At 69.1% G+C, this 15697-nt stretch carries 18 protein-coding genes; 8 read left to right on the top strand and 10 right to left on the bottom strand.

The window, feature by feature from the left end; genetic code table 11:
• Positions 1-4: 4 nt before the first annotated feature.
• The 3 genes from mtrA to ACQEU1_RS31545 all read right to left on the bottom strand — a co-directional run bounded on the left by mtrA (position 5) and on the right by ACQEU1_RS31545 (position 2419).
• Positions 5-682 carry an MtrAB system response regulator MtrA gene (mtrA, locus tag ACQEU1_RS31555; protein WP_030471262.1) on the bottom strand — a complete coding sequence of 226 codons (678 nt, stop codon included), beginning with the start codon at positions 680-682 and terminating at the stop codon, positions 5-7.
• 185 nt (positions 683-867) lie between these two features.
• Positions 868-1650: an SAM-dependent methyltransferase gene (locus tag ACQEU1_RS31550; RefSeq protein WP_433209598.1), complete on the bottom strand. Its 783-nt coding sequence runs from the start codon at positions 1648-1650 to the stop codon at positions 868-870.
• 124 nt (positions 1651-1774) lie between these two features.
• The gene (locus ACQEU1_RS31545) at positions 1775-2419 is read right to left on the bottom strand and encodes a dTMP kinase (RefSeq protein ID WP_433209595.1); all 645 of its coding nucleotides are present in this window, start codon (positions 2417-2419) and stop codon (positions 1775-1777) included.
• Between the two features lie 156 nt (positions 2420-2575).
• On the opposite strand from ACQEU1_RS31545, the gene ACQEU1_RS31540 reads away from it, so the two are divergent.
• Complete coding sequence (locus ACQEU1_RS31540) at positions 2576-3544, top strand: hypothetical protein (RefSeq protein ID WP_433209592.1); 969 nt, start codon at positions 2576-2578, stop codon at positions 3542-3544.
• 96 nt (positions 3545-3640) lie between these two features.
• On the opposite strand, the gene ACQEU1_RS31535 is transcribed toward ACQEU1_RS31540, so the two are convergent.
• Positions 3641-5692, bottom strand: coding sequence for a hypothetical protein (locus ACQEU1_RS31535; RefSeq protein ID WP_433209589.1), 2052 nt, complete (start codon positions 5690-5692; stop codon positions 3641-3643).
• A gap of 100 nt (positions 5693-5792) precedes the next feature.
• Between ACQEU1_RS31535 and ACQEU1_RS31530 the strand changes: the two genes are divergently transcribed.
• Both ACQEU1_RS31530 and ACQEU1_RS31525 read left to right on the top strand, forming a co-directional pair.
• On the top strand, positions 5793-6647 hold the full coding sequence (locus ACQEU1_RS31530) for a helix-turn-helix domain-containing protein (RefSeq protein WP_433209586.1): 855 nt from the start codon (positions 5793-5795) through the stop codon (positions 6645-6647).
• A gap of 46 nt (positions 6648-6693) precedes the next feature.
• Entirely contained in the window at positions 6694-6792 is a 99-nt protein-coding gene (locus ACQEU1_RS31525) for a DUF397 domain-containing protein (protein WP_433209583.1), read from the top strand.
• 95 nt (positions 6793-6887) lie between these two features.
• On the opposite strand, the gene ACQEU1_RS31520 is transcribed toward ACQEU1_RS31525, so the two are convergent.
• A complete protein-coding gene (locus ACQEU1_RS31520) occupies positions 6888-7133 on the bottom strand; it encodes a hypothetical protein (RefSeq protein ID WP_433209580.1) in 246 nt (81 codons plus the stop codon).
• Between the two features lie 256 nt (positions 7134-7389).
• Between ACQEU1_RS31520 and ACQEU1_RS31515 the strand changes: the two genes are divergently transcribed.
• Positions 7390-7644: a hypothetical protein gene (locus tag ACQEU1_RS31515; protein ID WP_433209577.1), complete on the top strand. Its 255-nt coding sequence runs from the start codon at positions 7390-7392 to the stop codon at positions 7642-7644.
• Here the strand turns inward: ACQEU1_RS31515 and ACQEU1_RS31510 are convergent.
• Both ACQEU1_RS31510 and ahcY read right to left on the bottom strand, forming a co-directional pair.
• The gene (locus tag ACQEU1_RS31510; protein ID WP_433209574.1) at positions 7637-8107 is read right to left on the bottom strand and encodes a hypothetical protein; all 471 of its coding nucleotides are present in this window, start codon (positions 8105-8107) and stop codon (positions 7637-7639) included. The genes ACQEU1_RS31515 and ACQEU1_RS31510 overlap by 8 nt on opposite strands.
• A gap of 48 nt (positions 8108-8155) precedes the next feature.
• A complete protein-coding gene (ahcY, locus tag ACQEU1_RS31505; protein ID WP_433209571.1) occupies positions 8156-9619 on the bottom strand; it encodes an adenosylhomocysteinase in 1464 nt (487 codons plus the stop codon).
• A 98-nt stretch (positions 9620-9717) separates the two neighbouring features.
• Between ahcY and ACQEU1_RS31500 the strand changes: the two genes are divergently transcribed.
• The gene (locus tag ACQEU1_RS31500) at positions 9718-12123 is read left to right on the top strand and encodes a hypothetical protein (protein WP_433209568.1); all 2406 of its coding nucleotides are present in this window, start codon (positions 9718-9720) and stop codon (positions 12121-12123) included.
• Between the two features lie 261 nt (positions 12124-12384).
• A complete protein-coding gene (locus tag ACQEU1_RS31495) occupies positions 12385-12642 on the top strand; it encodes a GNAT family N-acetyltransferase (RefSeq protein ID WP_433209565.1) in 258 nt (85 codons plus the stop codon).
• Here ACQEU1_RS31495 and ACQEU1_RS31490 read toward each other — a convergent pair.
• The gene (locus ACQEU1_RS31490) at positions 12635-13213 is read right to left on the bottom strand and encodes a TetR/AcrR family transcriptional regulator (protein WP_433209562.1); all 579 of its coding nucleotides are present in this window, start codon (positions 13211-13213) and stop codon (positions 12635-12637) included. The genes ACQEU1_RS31495 and ACQEU1_RS31490 overlap by 8 nt on opposite strands.
• Before the next feature lie 76 nt (positions 13214-13289).
• On the opposite strand from ACQEU1_RS31490, the gene ACQEU1_RS31485 reads away from it, so the two are divergent.
• Both ACQEU1_RS31485 and ACQEU1_RS31480 read left to right on the top strand, forming a co-directional pair.
• Positions 13290-13769 (top strand): DUF2975 domain-containing protein, encoded by a 480-nt coding sequence (locus tag ACQEU1_RS31485; RefSeq protein ID WP_433209559.1) that lies wholly within the window; start codon positions 13290-13292, stop codon positions 13767-13769.
• On the top strand, positions 13769-13987 hold the full coding sequence (locus ACQEU1_RS31480) for a helix-turn-helix domain-containing protein (RefSeq protein ID WP_433209556.1): 219 nt from the start codon (positions 13769-13771) through the stop codon (positions 13985-13987). Before ACQEU1_RS31485 ends, ACQEU1_RS31480 begins: the two co-directional genes overlap by 1 nt.
• On the opposite strand, the gene ACQEU1_RS31475 is transcribed toward ACQEU1_RS31480, so the two are convergent.
• Complete coding sequence (locus ACQEU1_RS31475; protein WP_433209553.1) at positions 13984-15219, bottom strand: glutamate mutase L; 1236 nt, start codon at positions 15217-15219, stop codon at positions 13984-13986. The genes ACQEU1_RS31480 and ACQEU1_RS31475 overlap by 4 nt on opposite strands.
• The gene (locus ACQEU1_RS31470) at positions 15216-15674 is read right to left on the bottom strand and encodes a MarR family winged helix-turn-helix transcriptional regulator (protein WP_433209550.1); all 459 of its coding nucleotides are present in this window, start codon (positions 15672-15674) and stop codon (positions 15216-15218) included. Before ACQEU1_RS31470 ends, ACQEU1_RS31475 begins: the two co-directional genes overlap by 4 nt.
• Positions 15675-15697 lie beyond the last annotated feature (23 nt).

Here is a 15697-nt window from a genome sequence, read left to right as displayed (position 1 = left end):
CCTGTCACGGAGGGCCGGCCTTGTACCCGACGCCGCGAACAGTCAACACCACCTCGGGGTGCTCCGGGTCCCGTTCGACCTTGGAACGCAGCCGCTGCACGTGGACGTTCACCAGGCGGGTGTCGGCGGCGTGGCGGTAACCCCACACCTGCTCGAGCAGCACCTCGCGGGTGAACACCTGGCGCGGCTTGCGGGCCAGCGCGACGAGGAGGTCGAACTCCAGCGGCGTGAGCTGGATCGGCCTGCCCTCGCGCAGCACCTCGTGGCCGGGGACGTCGATCGTGAGGTCACCGATCTGCAGGACCTCGGACGGCTCGGCCTCGGTGCGCCGCAGGCGAGCCCGGATGCGGGCCACCAGCTCCTTGGGCTTGAACGGCTTGACGACGTAGTCGTCCGCACCGGACTCGAGGCCCAGCACCACGTCGACCGTGTCGCTCTTCGCGGTGAGCATCACGATCGGCACGCCCGACTCGGACCTGATCGCCTTGCAGACGTCGATGCCGTTCATGCCGGGCAGCATCAGGTCGAGCAGCACGAGGTCGGGCTTGAGCTCGCGCAGCGCGGGCAGGGCACGGGCACCGTCGGCGACCACCGCGGTGTCGAAGCCCTCCCCGCGCAACACGATCGTCAGCATCTCCGCCAGGGCGGGGTCGTCATCGACGACGAGCACGCGTGCCTTCATACCCAACATCGTCGCACTGCCGGTCGGGAGTTCGCGCACCGCCCACGTTCCGTTGCCGCTGGTGGCGGTGTGCGCTCGTTCGGTCACCGGCCGGAACTGTCGTTCCACGTCCCCCACCTCACCCCGTTTGACCTGTTCGTCGCCGGAGTAAGCGCGCGGGGATCACCTTTCGTTACCGGGTGTTCTCACCCCGTGCGGACGGCCGCGGCCAGCCAGATGCGCGCGTCACCCACCTTCAGCGGGTCGGTGATCGCGGGCACCGCGCGGTCGTGCCGCGCGGCCAGGTCGACCTGGTGCGTCACCTCGGCCTGCCAGCCGTAGCCCGCGAGCCACCCGACGGGGTCCTCCACGTCGGACTGCCAGCGGGCGTCGAGCCGGTCGAACCGCCGGTGCACGGCCTTCATCTGCGGGAGGTCGCGGAACGCGCGGTTGACGTGTTCGAGCGCGAGCGTGCTGCCCTTCGCCGACAGCGCGCTCACCCAGTAGAGGATCCGCTCGCCCGCGTCCGGGGGCAGGAACATGAAGAGGCCCTCCAGCAACCACGCCGTGGGCCTCTTCGGGTCGAACCCCGCGCGGATCAGCGCTGTCGGCCAATCCTCGCGCAGGTCGCACGGGACGGTCACGCGGTCGCACGCCGGTTCGGCGCGCAGGTCGTGCAGGGCGTCCTCCTTGAACTCGATCAGCTCGGGCAGATCGAGCTCGAAGAGTGTTGTGCCCGGCGGCCACTGCAGCCGGAACGCTCTTGTGTCGAGACCCGCCGCCATGATCACCACCTGGGGCTGGGCGCTTTCCAGGAGCTGGTCGTCGAAATAGCGGGTGCGCAGGACGAAATGATCGCCCGCGAGGTTCTTGACGCCGTTCAGGTCGCTCGCGGAGCCGGCGGCCTCCACGAGTCCTGCGGCCAGGGGGTCGTTGAAGAGGCGGCGGAGACGACTTTGCTCATTGGCGCGGGCGGCAGCGATCAGCACCGCCGTACGGGCGACGCCAACCGGGGGGCGCTGCAGAACACGCTTCAAATTGCTTTCTCCAATACACTCACAGTGACTAACCGGACACACGATCGTGTCAATCGGTACGCACGTGAGCGACCACTCAAGGAGTGAAGAGTGGTCCCAGAAGCGAATGAAAGTTCACGTTTGACCGCCCGTCGACCACTTGCCACGGGGCCAGCCAGCCGATGTTCGCCAATCCGTCGTAAACGACCCCGCACCGCGCCTGAAGCGAGCCATCGGATTCATAAATGTCGCGGGCCCGTGAATCGTCGGCCTGCTCGCGCCTGGCCGCCCGCTCGGCCGCGACCTCCACGGGCACGCGCAGCAGCAGGTGCAGATCGGGCACGGGCAGCCCGAAGCGTTCGATCTCCAGCTCGTGCACCCACCGCACGAACTCGCCGTGCTCGTCCTGGTGCAGCCGCGCGGCGCTGTACGCGGCGCTCGACGCCACGTACCGGTCGAGCAGCACGACGTCGTGCTCCTCGAGGTCCTTGCGGATCTCGTCGGCCGCTCCCCTGCGGTCGAGCGCGTAGAGCACGGCCATCCCGTACACCGAGTCGCTGAGATCGCCGAGCCGGCCGTAGAGGCCGTCGCGGACCAGGTCAGCGTGCACGCTGATGCCGTAGCGCGGGAACGCGTGGCTCGCCACGGTCCTGCCCTGCGAGGCCAGCGCCTCGGTCAGTCCGGTGGCGAGAGTGCGCTTGCCGGCACCGTCGAGGCCTTCGATCACTACGAGCTTTCCCACGGGAAAACCCTAACGGGAGGCCTCGCGGGACCGGTTCCGGCCACTCACACGGCCGCAGGAGGTCCCCCACACGGGCGAAATCCGATCTTTCGATCACCAGAACGAGTGACTACGGTGAACAGTCACACGGCGCGTGTGTGAAGGGTAGGTGCCGCGGTGGCCGCGGATTCCGGGCACGCCGGATCGGTCGACGAGCCGATCGGTACCCCGACCGGGGGTCTGCCGACCCCACTCGCCGAGACGCTGCGCTACGGGCCTTTCCACCGCGCACTGCGCGAGGCGATCGCCCACCGGGGCCTCTCGCTCGCCCGGCTGCGCGCGCATCTCGAGCAACTGGGTGTCCAAGTGGGCCAGTCGACGCTCTCGTACTGGCAACGAGGTCTGCGTCATCCCGAGGTGCCGCGTGCCATCACGACGGTGCGCGCGCTGGAGTCCGTGCTGCGGCTACCGCCGTCGTCCTTGTTGGACCTCATCGGCCCGCGCAACGCCAACACGTACGCACCGAGGCCCGTCGCGACGTGGCCGGAGCCCGCGCCGCTGCTCGCGACGTTCGACTCCGTACCGGAGGCCGCGCGCGGCAACGCCGACCTCGAGGTGCTCTCCGTGCACGACACCGTCCAGATCGGGATGCACCGCGAGCAACGGTCCATCACCACCCGGCTGGTCGTGCGCGCGATCCGCCAGGGACCTGACAGGTACCTGGCGATGCACCACGGCGACGAGGGCTCGTTGATCGAGAACGCGATGGTGAGAGCGGGCGAAGGCTGCCGGCAGGGGCGACTGCGCCGGGAAAGCGCTTCCCGCAACCTCGCCGTGGAGATGCTGTTCGACCGGCGGCTCGCGGCCGGTGAGGAGCACGTCTTCAGCTTCACGATCGTCGACGACACCGGCAACGCGACGCCGGGCCACCACCGGACGTTCCGCGACCGCTGCGGCTCGTACCTGGTGCAGCTGTCGTTCCACCGGCGCGCGATGCCCGCGCGCTGCATGAAGCAGTTCCTGGCCTCGGCCGACGCGACGCCGGTCGACGTCGACGAGCTGGTGTGCGGGCTCGGCGGCGTCGTGAGCGCCTACTTCGGCGACGTCGGGCCGGGGATCGCGGGCATCGCCGTCGAGTGGAGCTGAAGCTGGGGCGAGGAAAGCGAGAGCGCTAATTTCCGTCAGAGGTTAGAAGGAAGCACTCTCATGGCCTCGCGGTCCTCACGCTAGCAGCCCCGGCGTTCAGGCTTCCAGCAGTTTGTCGAGCTGGTCCACGTTCGTCAGGTCGACGTGCAGCCGCTGACCGTCCGAACTGGACTTCCGCCGCATCAGCCCGGCCAGCCGCCCCACCGTGAAGTGCTTGCGCGCCAACACCGCTCGTGTGATCACGCGCAGCGCGTCGCGGTTGCGCTCCACCCGGTTGCCCCAGGACACGCCCCGCAGGTACAGGTGCAGCCACGTCGCCACCCAGCCGCCCTCGCACCGCTCGAAGATCACCGGTACGGCGACGCGACCGGTGCCGCGCATGGCACTGCGGGCCCGCACGGTGCTCGGTTCGAACGGCTTCCCCTTCTGGTCGAGGTCGCGGGCCATGAACCCGAACATCGACTCGGCGACGTCGTCGAAGCTCTCTCCGGCGAAGATGTTCACCTGCGGCACGACGTACTTCGTGTAGACCACGTCGGCGGGAACGTCGATGAACTCCGTGGCACCGTCCGCGGCCTCGGTGAGGTCGCCCGAGTAGACGGCACCGTCCGAGTGGTGGTTCGTCCACGAGACGAAACCCGCGTAGTCGAGGTCTTCGCCGAGCAGCACGGCCGACAGGTCGTAGTCGGTGCGTTCCTCGGCCTGCCGCCAGTACGTGAAGAACCGCAGCAGATCGCCTTCGAGCCACATCTTGGACCCGCGCGGCAGCACGCCGAAGCCCTCCTCGGAACTGTTGCCGGACAACGGAAGCGTGATGTCGAACGCCTCCGGGTCGACGGTCAGCTCCGACACGGCGGGCAGCCTGCGGACCAGTTCGTCCTCCAGCACCGCCGTGATGGCCGCGACCGCGTCGGCGTGCAACGGCTCGCGGTCGTCCTCGGTGATCCACACCCGGCGCGCCCGCGACGCGAAGAACCTTGCGGCGTCCGGTGTTCCGCGGTTCTCCAGGTGTTCGAGCAACGAGCACAGCACACGTCCCGACGCCTCGGGCGCGGCCTTGCGCACCGCCTCCACGACGAGTTCGGTCTGCGTCGTGCCGCGCAGCAGGCGGTCGACGTTGCGCAGCAACAAGCCGGGCGCGGAGCTGAGCACCTCGATCGCCTTGCGGATGTCGTCGTCCTGGAACGCCATCTCCAGCCGCCCGGCGAACGACCGCGCGATCTTGTCCCCGCGCGCCACCGCGAACACGTCCTGCGCGTGCGGCCACTGACCGAACTCGTGCGCGTGCAACCGTTCCCCGAGCCGCTTCCACTGCTCACGGCGTTGCCGGACGTCACCGAGCTTGCCGGGGTTGGCCTCCACCACCTCGTCCAGCGCGGCCAGCAACGCCCGCCGCTCGGGCCGCCGGAACGACCGGAACCGCGTCGGCTCCACCAGCGTCACGTCGCCCCCGCTCGCCTGGCACGCCACGCGCAGCACGTCCGTGACGGTGTCGACGGCCATCGGGAGGTCGCGCGCCATCCGCGCGGCGTTGATGACCGCGCGGTTCTCCCGCATCGGAATGGACTCGGGCAGCTCCGCGATCTGTTCGGCGAGCTCGATGAAGAGCTCGAGGTCCGCCTCGCCGATCGGCGTCGGACTCGTCGCCAGGTCCAGGTAGAGGCGGTGCGTCTCCTCCTCCAGCGTGCCGCCGAGCCGCAGCATCGTCAGGTGCCCCTTGACGGACGGCAGCAGGTCGTCGTGCGCCGCCAGCATCTCCTCGTAGGTGTGCTGGACCTTGCCGTACCGCGGCAACGCGAGCAGGTTGCCTCGGCCGATCTCGGCGAAGTCGGGCACCTTCTTGGTCAGCGCGTCCCTGATGCAGTCCGCCCAGAACTCCACCGTGTCCGGCACACCGTGCGGAAACTCCTTGAAGTACGGGTTGTGCCGCACGTCGTCACCGACCAGCGCCCGCACGGCGTCGACGATCAACCGCGTGTACGCACCCGGCCGCTCAAGGGTCGCGATGTGGTCGAGCAGTTCCTTCGACGCCTTGAACCCCACCTGGACCAGCACGGCGTCGAGCTGCCTGGCCTCGGCACGACCGTCACCGGCGGCGCCCGTCGAGGTGGGAACGCGCAGGGTCTTCCTGATGATGGTCGTCAGCACCTCGTCAGTAAAACCCGCACGTCAACCGAGTTCCACCGGCTCGAAATCCACCCGTTCGGGCACGATGTTGTTCGTTCTCCATCGCCTAACGTCAGGTGGCATGAACGGCGATCCGTCCACTCCGTACAGCCGTGACCTGGGCGACGAGCTGCGCCAGGTGCGGGAGCGTTGCACGACCTTCCGCGCGAGGAAGATCGCCCGGATGCTCGGGTGGGACCCCGGCAAGGTCTCGAACATCGAGCACGGCAAAGTGCGCGCGTCGGAGATCGACATCATCCAGTACCTGGGGCGGTGCGGCCGTCCCCAGACCTTCATCGAGGACTTCCTGAACAGGTACAGGTCGGCGTTCAACCCCTACTTCGTCCAGGTCCCCGACAACCTGCGCACGATGGCGATGGCCGAGGCGGCAGCGGACAAGATCACGAGCTTCGTGATGACGTCCATGCCGGGCATGGTGCAGACGAAGGAGTACGCGACGGCGCTCTTCCAGGTCCGCGGACTGCTCGCACCTGAGGTGATCGAGAGGGCGGTCCGCTTCCGCATGGAGCGGCAGACGATCCTGCAGCGCCCCAATCGCCCTCAGTGCGGCTTCTACATCCACGAGTACGCGCTCAGGCTCAAGGTGGGTACCGATGAGGTCATGGAAGACCAGCTGATGAGGCTGCTCTTCCACACGCACGCCATCCGCGTGGTGCCCGAATCCGCTGGTGCCGCGGGTGCTCTGCCTGCCGAGTACATGTTGTGGGAGTACGAGAAGCGGGGCAGTGCCGCCTACCAGGGCTCAGATCTCGCCCAGGTGTTCGTGCAGGACCTGGCCGGGGTGCAGCACTGCAAGTCGATCTTCAAGCTCCTGGATGCGCTCGCGCTCGATGAGGAACAATCGCGGTCGATGGTGGCGGATCTCGCCAGCCGATCGCGGGAGGACCTCAGTGACCGGAAACTGCACCTGGCGTAAGAGCAGCCACAGCGGGGGCGGCTCCGAAGACAGTGCGTGCGTTGAGGTGGCGTTCGCTCAGGTCGTGCGCGTCCGGGACTCCAAGAACACCGCCGGCCCCGAGCTGAAGTTCAGCGTCGAGGCCTGGCAGGCGTTCTGCCGCTGACCACACCCCCAAGAGCGTTCAGTGACTCGCAGGTGAGATTCAATCCCGTCCGCCTGCAGATCTTCTGCAAACGGCCTGCAAGCCACCTCCGGGCGTCACCGCCCCCAGTCGAGGCGGCCCGCCAGCCCCTCGGCGCCGAACGCGGCCTCCAGGTCCGCGCGCGCCTCCAGCAGGCGCGCCGCCTCCGCCGCCTGTGCGCTGTCCAGCACGATGCACTCGTTGTCGAACAGCACCGGGAAGCGCGGGGCGCCGGCGAACAGGATCGCCGTGTCGACGGGGGCGAAGCGTTCGGCGATCTTCTTGACCTCGTCCAGCGAGGCGTTGTCGCCGCTCACGTACACGGTCGGCAAGGTCGGCTGCGGTCAGCACGAAGCCGATGACCTGGCCCAGGACCGGTTCGACGTGGTCGCGCGGGGCCGGGCCGTGGATCTCGGGCATGGCGGCCGCGTCGGGGTTGTCGACGTCGAGCCTCTACAACACGTTTCGGGACGAAGAACGGCACGCGCGGGTCGGAGGACCTGCTGGAGACGCTCAGCCGGTTCAAGGGTGTGCTGAGCAGCGAGGAAGGCGTTCGGATGCCTGGCCACGACGGCGATGATGGCGCCGTTCGACGAGTCGGTGATCAAGGCGACCGAGGGGTACCGGGAGGCGTTGCGCAGGGGTTTTCTCGCCGTCACCGAACGGGCGCGCGGGCTCGGTGAGGCCGCGCCGGATCCGGAGACGGCGGCGAACGTGATGACGGCGGCCGTGCTCGGCACGCTGACGATCGCGCGCGCCGCCCCGGAGAGTCCCGAGCCGGCGGCGCAGCTCGACGCGTTGTGCGACTACGCCAGGAGCTGGCGCGTCAGCTGAGCTCGGCTGGCAGCGGGAGGCCGAGCGCGGTCAGGAACCGCTTGGTCTTGACCTCGACGAACACCTCGCCGTCGTCGATGTCGTCGACGTCCTCGCCCTCGTCCCACTCGAACCCGTTCGGGTCCTCGTCCTCCGCCAGGTACTGCAGCAGTTCCGCCTGCTTGAACGGCACGTCGCCGCCGGGGTTCTGCGAGCCCCACCACGCGGCCAGGCCCGCGGCCTCGCGCAGCACGTCGGTCGGGTCGGAGGCGTTCGGGTTCTCGAAGTAGGTGCGCGGCGTCAGGCCCAGGTAGGCGACGCCGGAGCCCGTTCCGGCCGGCGCGTAGACGACCGAGGTGATGTCGCTGTCGTGGATGTCGATCCACAGCGACGGCTCCGCGAGGGGCGGCAGCTCGCCCTCGGACAGCGTCTTCCACGAACCGTGCTCGAAGGCGAAGGTGCCGAAGAATCCCACGCCGAACATGAAAACAGGGCCTCCCGCGAGCGGTGCGGGAGGCCCTGCCGAACGAGCTCAGTAGCGGTAGTGCTCCGGCTTGAACGGGCCCTCGACGTCGACGTCGATGTACTCGGCCTGCTCCTTGGTGAGCTTGGTCAGCTCGCCGCCCAGCGCCTCCAGGTGGATGCGCGCGACCTTCTCGTCGAGCACCTTGGGCAGGCGGTAGACCTCGTTGTCGTACTCCTTGTACTTGGTGAACAGCTCGATCTGAGCGATCACCTGGTTGGAGAAGGAGTTCGACATGACGAACGACGGGTGGCCCGTGGCGTTGCCCAGGTTCATCAGGCGGCCCTCGGACAGCACGATGATCGTGCGGCCGGTCGGGAAGACCCACTCGTCGACCTGCGGCTTGATGTTGTTCTTGCGGATGCCCGGGTAGCGCTGGAGGCCGGCCATGTCGAGCTCGTTGTCGAAGTGGCCGACGTTGCCCAGGATCGCCTGGTGCTTCATCTGCGCCATGTGGTCCGCGGTGACGACGTCCTTGTTGCCCGTCGTCGTGATCACGATGTCGGCGATCGGGAGGACCGTCTCGAGCTTCGCGACCTGGTAGCCGTCCATGGCGGCCTGCAGGGCGCAGATCGGGTCGATCTCGGTGACGATGACGCGGGCGCCCTGGGCGCGCAGCGACTCGGCCGAGCCCTTGCCGACGTCGCCGTAACCGCAGACGACCGCGACCTTGCCGCCGATCAGGACGTCGGTGCCGCGGTTGATGCCGTCGACGAGCGAGTGGCGGATGCCGTAGCGGTTGTCGAACTTCGACTTGGTGACGGCGTCGTTGACGTTGATGGCCGGGAAGAGCAGCTCACCGGCGGCGGCCAGCTGGTACAGGCGCATGACGCCCGTCGTGGTCTCCTCGGTGACGCCGCGGATGCCCTCGGCGATGTTCGTCCACTTCTTGCCGTCCTTCTCGAGCGACGCGCGCAGCGTGTCGAGGACGATGGTCCACTCTTCCGAGTCATCTTCGGACGCCGCCGGGACGACACCGGCCGCCTCGTACTGGACGCCCTTGTGGACGAGCAGGGTGGCGTCGCCACCGTCGTCCAGGATCATGTTCGGGCCCTTGCCGTCCGGCCAGGTGAGCATCTGCTCGGCCGTCCACCAGTACTCCGGCAGGGTCTCGCCCTTCCACGCGAAGCAGGCGACGCCCTTGGGCTCCTCCTCCGTGCCGTGGGGGCCGACGACGACGGCAGCGGCCGCGTGGTCCTGCGTCGAGAAGATGTTGCAGGAGGCCCAGCGCACCTCGGCGCCCAGGTCGACCAGGGTCTCGATGAGAACGGCCGTCTGGATCGTCATGTGCAGCGAGCCGGAGATGCGGGCGCCCTTGAGCGGGTACACCCCGGAGTACTCGCGCCGGAACGCCATCAAGCCGGGCATCTCGTGCTCGGCGAGACGGATCTCCTTGCGGCCGAACTCGTGGAGCGACAGGTCGGCCACTGCGAAGTCGATGCCGTTGCGGGTCTGCAACCGGTCCGCGGTCATTGCGAAGTCCTCCAAGGCACTTCAGAGAGGGTGTCGTCCGACCATACCGCCCTCTGATGCACCACTATGGCCCCCACGTTGGGTGAGGGAGGTCTCGGGTGTTGATTGCCGGCCCGGACACACGTGTCGTCGAGCTGCGCGTGCACGGCGTTCAGGGAACGACGCCGCAGACGCTGGTCGACGCCGTCGCGGCCGTGGACGTTGCGGGAGACGGACTCGGGCGCATCGTGCGCCCGGCTGACCGGCTCCGCAGACCAGCGCCCGGACCAGTGCTGCAGACCGAAGGACGTCCGATTCCACGCGTCGTGGAGGGATACCTCTGGGGTGGAATGACGTCCGGAGGTGTGGCCAAGGCCACTTGGGCGTTGCTCTTCCCGTTCAGCATCGCGAACGTCGCGCACTGGATGCTCCCTCCCGTCCCCGAGCGGAATCTCCCCGCCCACCTGCTGGGCATCGGCCTGCGGTCGTTGTTGCGGGTGTTCGCACTGCTGCTGACGGCGTTGCTGGTCGCGCAGATCTCGGTGGTCAGCCTCGACCTGCTCGCGGCGCAGTGCCTCCGTCCCGGCACCGCGTGCCTGTCCAGCATTCCGGACGACGTGCGCTCGTTCCCCTGGTTCCGGGCGTTCTTGGGACTTCTCCCAATCCTCGTCGTGGTCGCCGTGATGCGGCGGATCTCGCACGTCGAGTGGCGGATCGAACGGCGGGAGATCGCCGACGCCGAGGAGCAGGAGAGGCAGCCGTCGTCCGGGCTGCCCGGCGCGCACGTCGCGACCGACCCGGACACGCCGGCGTTGCGGTCGTTGCACGTCGTCGTGGCCCTGTCGGTGACGGCGCTGATCGCGCTGGGCGGACCGCTCAAGCAGCTCACGGCGTCCGGCGGGATGGGCGTGGCGATCACGGTGGCGTGGATCGTGTCGCTCGGGCTGATCGGTGTGTCCGTGCTGGGCGTACTGCTGCTGGACGACCCCACGGGCGGTGCGCCTCACCGTGGCGGACGGTGGTTGCGGGCGGCTTTGGGACGCAAGCCTCGACGGGTTCTGCTGGTTCTCTCGGTGTTGCTGGTGCTGACGACGCTCGGGTTGCAGGAGCAGATCCCGCTGCGGGTGCCGGGTGCGGACGTGACCGTGCAGGTCGTGGCGTTGCTGATGGCGTTCGTGCTGGTGCTGTTCGGGCTGATGCTGGTGCCTGCGGCCCTGCTGGCGCGGCGCACCTGGCAGTCGTTGCCGCGCGAGCTTCGGCCGTGGGCGGGCGGCTGGTTCTCGGCGCCCGTGCTCGCGATCGCCGGGCTGCTCGGCGGCGGTTTCGGCGCGGGTGTCGCGTTGCCCGTGCAGAAGGCGCTGGGTGACGGGCTCCAACTGCCGGAGGGGTACCGCTACATCACTCTTCTGTGGGGTGTGGCGGGAGCGTTGGCGCTGCTGAGCACGCTCGCGGTGGCGTCGTTCACCGGTGCCGTGCGGTGGCGGGCGTTCCGCAAGGGCAAGGTGTGGGCGCGTGAGGCGTCGTTGCTGCACTCCGGACGTATGCGCGACCTTCGTACCGCGACGCGTGCGTGGTGGTGGGCGCGCTGGGAACGCAACCACGGTCATCGCATGATCATGATCGTGGCGGGCGTACTGGTGGTGGGCGCTGTGCTGGCGTCGCTGTTGAGGCTGCGGAACGTGCCGCTGGCGTCGTGGACGCTGCCGTTCTCGGCGTTCGGCGTGTTCGTGCTCGGCCTTCTCGCCGTGTCGCTGCTACGCGCGGTCTACCTGGCCGCACGCCAGCCGGAGTCGGGCAGGCGGCTCGGGATCATCGCGGACATCGCGCAGTTCTGGCCGCGCGAAGCTCACCCGATCGTGCCACCCTGCTACGCCCTGAAGGTGGTGCCGGAACTCGTCGCGCGCGTGCAGGACCACCTGCGCGACCCCGGCACCCGCGTCGTCCTCTGTGGACACTCGCAGGGATCTCTGCTGGTCGCGGTGGCCGCGGCTCGGCTGCTGGAGGAGCTTCCCGCGCACGATCGCGAACGGATCGGGCTGGTGACGGCGGGTTCGCAGTTGCAGTGGGCCTATCCGCGGGCGTTTCCGGCTGTGGTTCCACACGCTTCGCTGGCTCGTCTTGCCGGTGGGTTGGACGGGCGGTGGCGGGCGTTGTGCCGTGGCACGGATCCGTTGGGCGGTGCCGTCACCACTTGGCGGCGGCAGGTGTTCGACGGGATGTTGCTCGGGGTCGGGTACCGGGAGGACGGGTCGGAGGGCGCGTTGGCACCTGCCTTGCGCGGGCCGACCGGGGCGCTGGTCCTCGGGGGCGACCACTGGTTGCCGGATCCGCAGCGGGGTCCGTTCCCCGGACGGCGGTGGCGGTCGGGGGTCGCCGGGCACGCGGACTACACGTCGGATCCCGAGTGGGACCGGGCGGTGGCGATCGCCGCCGGGCTGCTGCAGGTGGACGCGCCGGAGTCGCCGGCGCTGCCGTTCGCGCGCAAACCGGAAACTCGGTCGCGGGACGCGTTCGGCGGCTCCTAGTGTGCGCACCCAGGTGACCGGTGAGTTCGTCGGACTACAGCCCGCCGAACCCGAGACCGTCGATGCGTTCCACCGCTGGCACAACGACGAGAACGTGTTGCAGTGGCTTGAGAGCCAGGACCACTCGTCGCTGGCCTCGGCGAGCGAACGCACGCCGACCGGCAGGAGCACACGCCACGAGTTGGCACCTTCCGACGCGACGCATGATCGCAAGTTGTCCACAGATCGCCGAGCGGCGGTTTTCGCAGGTCAGCGCGCGGTATGCTGGAACAGGGACGCCCCCGGGAGGGTGGGGTCTGCCTAGGCGCCGATTTGTTGCGGACGATGTGCCGGTACGGGTTCGACACCATGCGGTTGCACTCGATCGAGCTCGGCGTCGTCGAGGCGAACGAGCGGGCGATCAAGTCGTACAAGAAGGTCGGGTTCCAGGTCGACGGGCGGCAGCGCGAGGCGTTCTTCCGCGACGGCGAGTGGCACGACGCGTTGCTGATGTGCGTGCTGCGGGACGAGCTCACCTGAGGGCCGGCGCGAGATGGCCGATCGCCTCGCGCAGGTGGTCCTCCACTGACGCCGAGGACACCACGGCCAGGCCGGACGGGCGCAGGTCGACCCACCGTTGCACGGCCAGGCGGGCGGCGGCGGAGACGGCGGCGGCCAGGACTTCCGCGCCCAGCTCCGACGTGCCCAGGCGGGCGGCGACGACCTCGACGATCGGTGGTTCGAGCGACGTCACCGAGTCCAGGTAGGCCTCGCGCAGGGCCGGGGTCTCGGTGATCAGGGCCAGCGCCTCGGCCGGGGGTTCGCGGTACTGCTCGGCGAACGCGGCGATGAGCGACTCGACCAGTGGTTCGTCGAGCGGCCGTGAGCGCAGGGCTTCCGCCACGCGCAACGCCCTGGAGGCCGTGATGCCGGCGACGATCGCGTGTTCGCGGCTCGGGAAGTAGTTGTTGTAGGTGCGCGGGGAGACGTTCGCCGCCTCGGCGATCTCGTCCACGCGCACCTCGTCCACGCCCTTCTCCAGGGCGAGCCTCAGCGCGGCGGCGGAGAGCGCCGCTCGGGTCTCTGTCTTCTTGCGCTCGCGCAGTCCCACGCGATCACTGTAGAGACCTGTTGCAACACGATCACTACCGATTGACTTTCGATAGATCACTACCGATACTCGATGCATGATTTCTGAACGTTGGGCGGTGACAGCGCTCCGGTTCTTCTTGGTGGCGTTGTTCGGGGTCCTGGTCATGCTGGAGACGCTGTCGATCCCCGGGTCGTACCGGTACTCGCTCGAGCAGCACCCGGACCGCGCGGGCGAGAACCTCGCGATCATGATCGTCGCGATCTTCTGGGTGCTGTGCGTGCAGGTGGTGCTCGTGGCCACGTGGAAGCTGCTCACGTTGGTGCGCAAGGATCTGATCTTCACCGAGGCCGCGACCAAGTGGGTCGACGTCATGGTCTGGGCGATCGCGGCCGGCTGGGTCGTCCTGGTGGCGGTGTTCATCTACCTCGGCACGATCGCGGACGACCCCGGTGTGCTGGTGTTGTTCTTCGTGCTCACGACGGGGGTTTCGGTGATCGGGCTCGTGCTGATCGTCATGCGGGCGCTGCTGCAGCGCGCCACGACGCTGCGCTCCGAGATGGAGTCGGTGATCTGATGGCGATCATCGTGCGCATCGACGTCGAGCTGGCCAAGCGCAAGATGAGCGTCGGCGAGTTCGCGGAGAAGGTCGGGCTGACCCCCGCCAACGTCGCCGTGCTGAAGAACGGACGCGCGAAAGCCGTGCGGTTCAGCACCCTGGAAGCCATGTGCCGGGTGCTGGAGTGCCAGCCCGGCGACCTCCTCGAGTTCGTGGACGACGAGGAAAGCGCTTAGCCCAGCCGTTTCGCCAGTCGGTCGGCGGCTTCGAGCCGCCCCGACTCGGCGAGCAGGCCCACCGGTGCCAGCACGTAGTCGCGGTCGACGGTGATCTCGGCGGTCCGCAGCACCGGCCGCAGCACCGGGTCGTCGCGCAGTGCCTCGACGACCGGCGCGATGTCCGGCGCGTGCCGGAAGACCCCGCCCGACAACACCAGCAGGCCCGCGCCGTGCGGGCCGAGCTGGCCGTCGACCTGCCGGAGATGCCTGCGCACGGCCAGGATCGCCGCGAACGACGCGAGCTTCAGGTCCACGGCGGGGTCGTCCGCGATCCAGCCGACGTTCTCGGCCCGGTACCAGGCCTCCACGGTCAGGTCCTCGGTGGTGAGCCGTTCCGCGAGCGCCTCCTCGACCACGCCCGGCGCGGACCAGCGCATGCCGAGGTCGCCCTCGACGGTGCGGCGGTCCGGCGGCAGCGCGACCGTCCTCTCCAGACCCTCACTGTCCATCGTGGACACGGCCGAGTAGACGTCCGTGGTCGCGCCGCCGACGTCGACGACGAGCACCGCGCCTTCCCGGTCCTGTTGTGCCAGACGGGAAACCCCGGCCATCACGGCGTCGGGCGTCACGGCGCGGACGAGCCGGCGGAACCGCTGGCCGCGCGACAGCCCCTTGCCGCCGATCACGTGCTGCAGGAACGCCGAGCGGATCGCCTTGCGGGCCGGTTCCGGCGCGAGCTGACCGACGTCCGGCAGCACGTTCGGGCAGGCGACCACGGTGCGCTTCCCCAGCAACGCCACCGCTTCCGGCTGCGCCTCGACGTTGCCCGCCAGCACGATCGGCACGGCCACGCGGGCGAGCTTCGCGGCGTTGTGCAGCAGGACCTTCTGGTCGCCACCATCCGTTCCGCCCACCAGCAGCACCAGATCCGGTTCGGCGGCGCGCAACGCCCGCACGTCCACGGGACCGGCGCTGACGTGCACGATCTTCGCGCCCGCGGAGAGCGCGACCCGGTACCCGGCCTCGGCGCTGACGACGCGTTCCTGGCCCACCACCGCGAGCCGCAGCCCGCCACCCGCCGACGAGCACGCGAGGATCTCGCCGTCGCCGACCTCGGCGCGCAACGCGTCGATGCCGTGCAGCACCTCGGGTGGCGTCGTCGGGTGCTGGCCTGTCCTGACCAGCTCGCCCTCGCCGGTGACGAGCGCGGCCTTGGTCCAGGTCGACCCGACGTCGAGGCAGAGGATCACTGGTCGTCCGCCTTCTCGTGCACGGTCTGCATGAACGACCCCAGCTGCGCGAGCTGCTCCGGCGTGAAGAGGTCGATCAGGTACTCGCGAACGGTGGTGACGTGGCCGGGAGCGGCCGCGGCCAGCAGCTCCCTGCCGACGTCGGTCAGCACGGCGAGGATGCCGCGCTCGTCGGACTCGTGCGGTTCGCGCCGCACGAGTCCCGCCTTCTCGAGCTTGCCGATCTGGTAGGTCAGCGAGCTCTTCGACACGACGACCCTGCGCGCCAGCTCCGTCATGCGCATGCGGTTGCCCGGCTGCTCGGCGAGCACGACCAGCACGTTGTACTGCGCGTGCGAGAGTCCCGCATCGCGCTGCAACTGCTGTTCGATCTGCCTCTCGAGGAGGTGGTACGCCTGGACGAAGTGGTGCCAGGCGCTGCCTTCCTCCTCGGAGAGCCACCGCGCGTTTCCCATGGTGCGCAGGTTAGTTGGTCATG

It is taken from the genome of Lentzea sp. CA-135723 (assembly GCF_050936595.1).
Lineage (GTDB): Bacteria > Actinomycetota > Actinomycetes > Mycobacteriales > Pseudonocardiaceae > Lentzea.
This window is presented reverse-complemented; position numbering and strand designations above follow the sequence as displayed.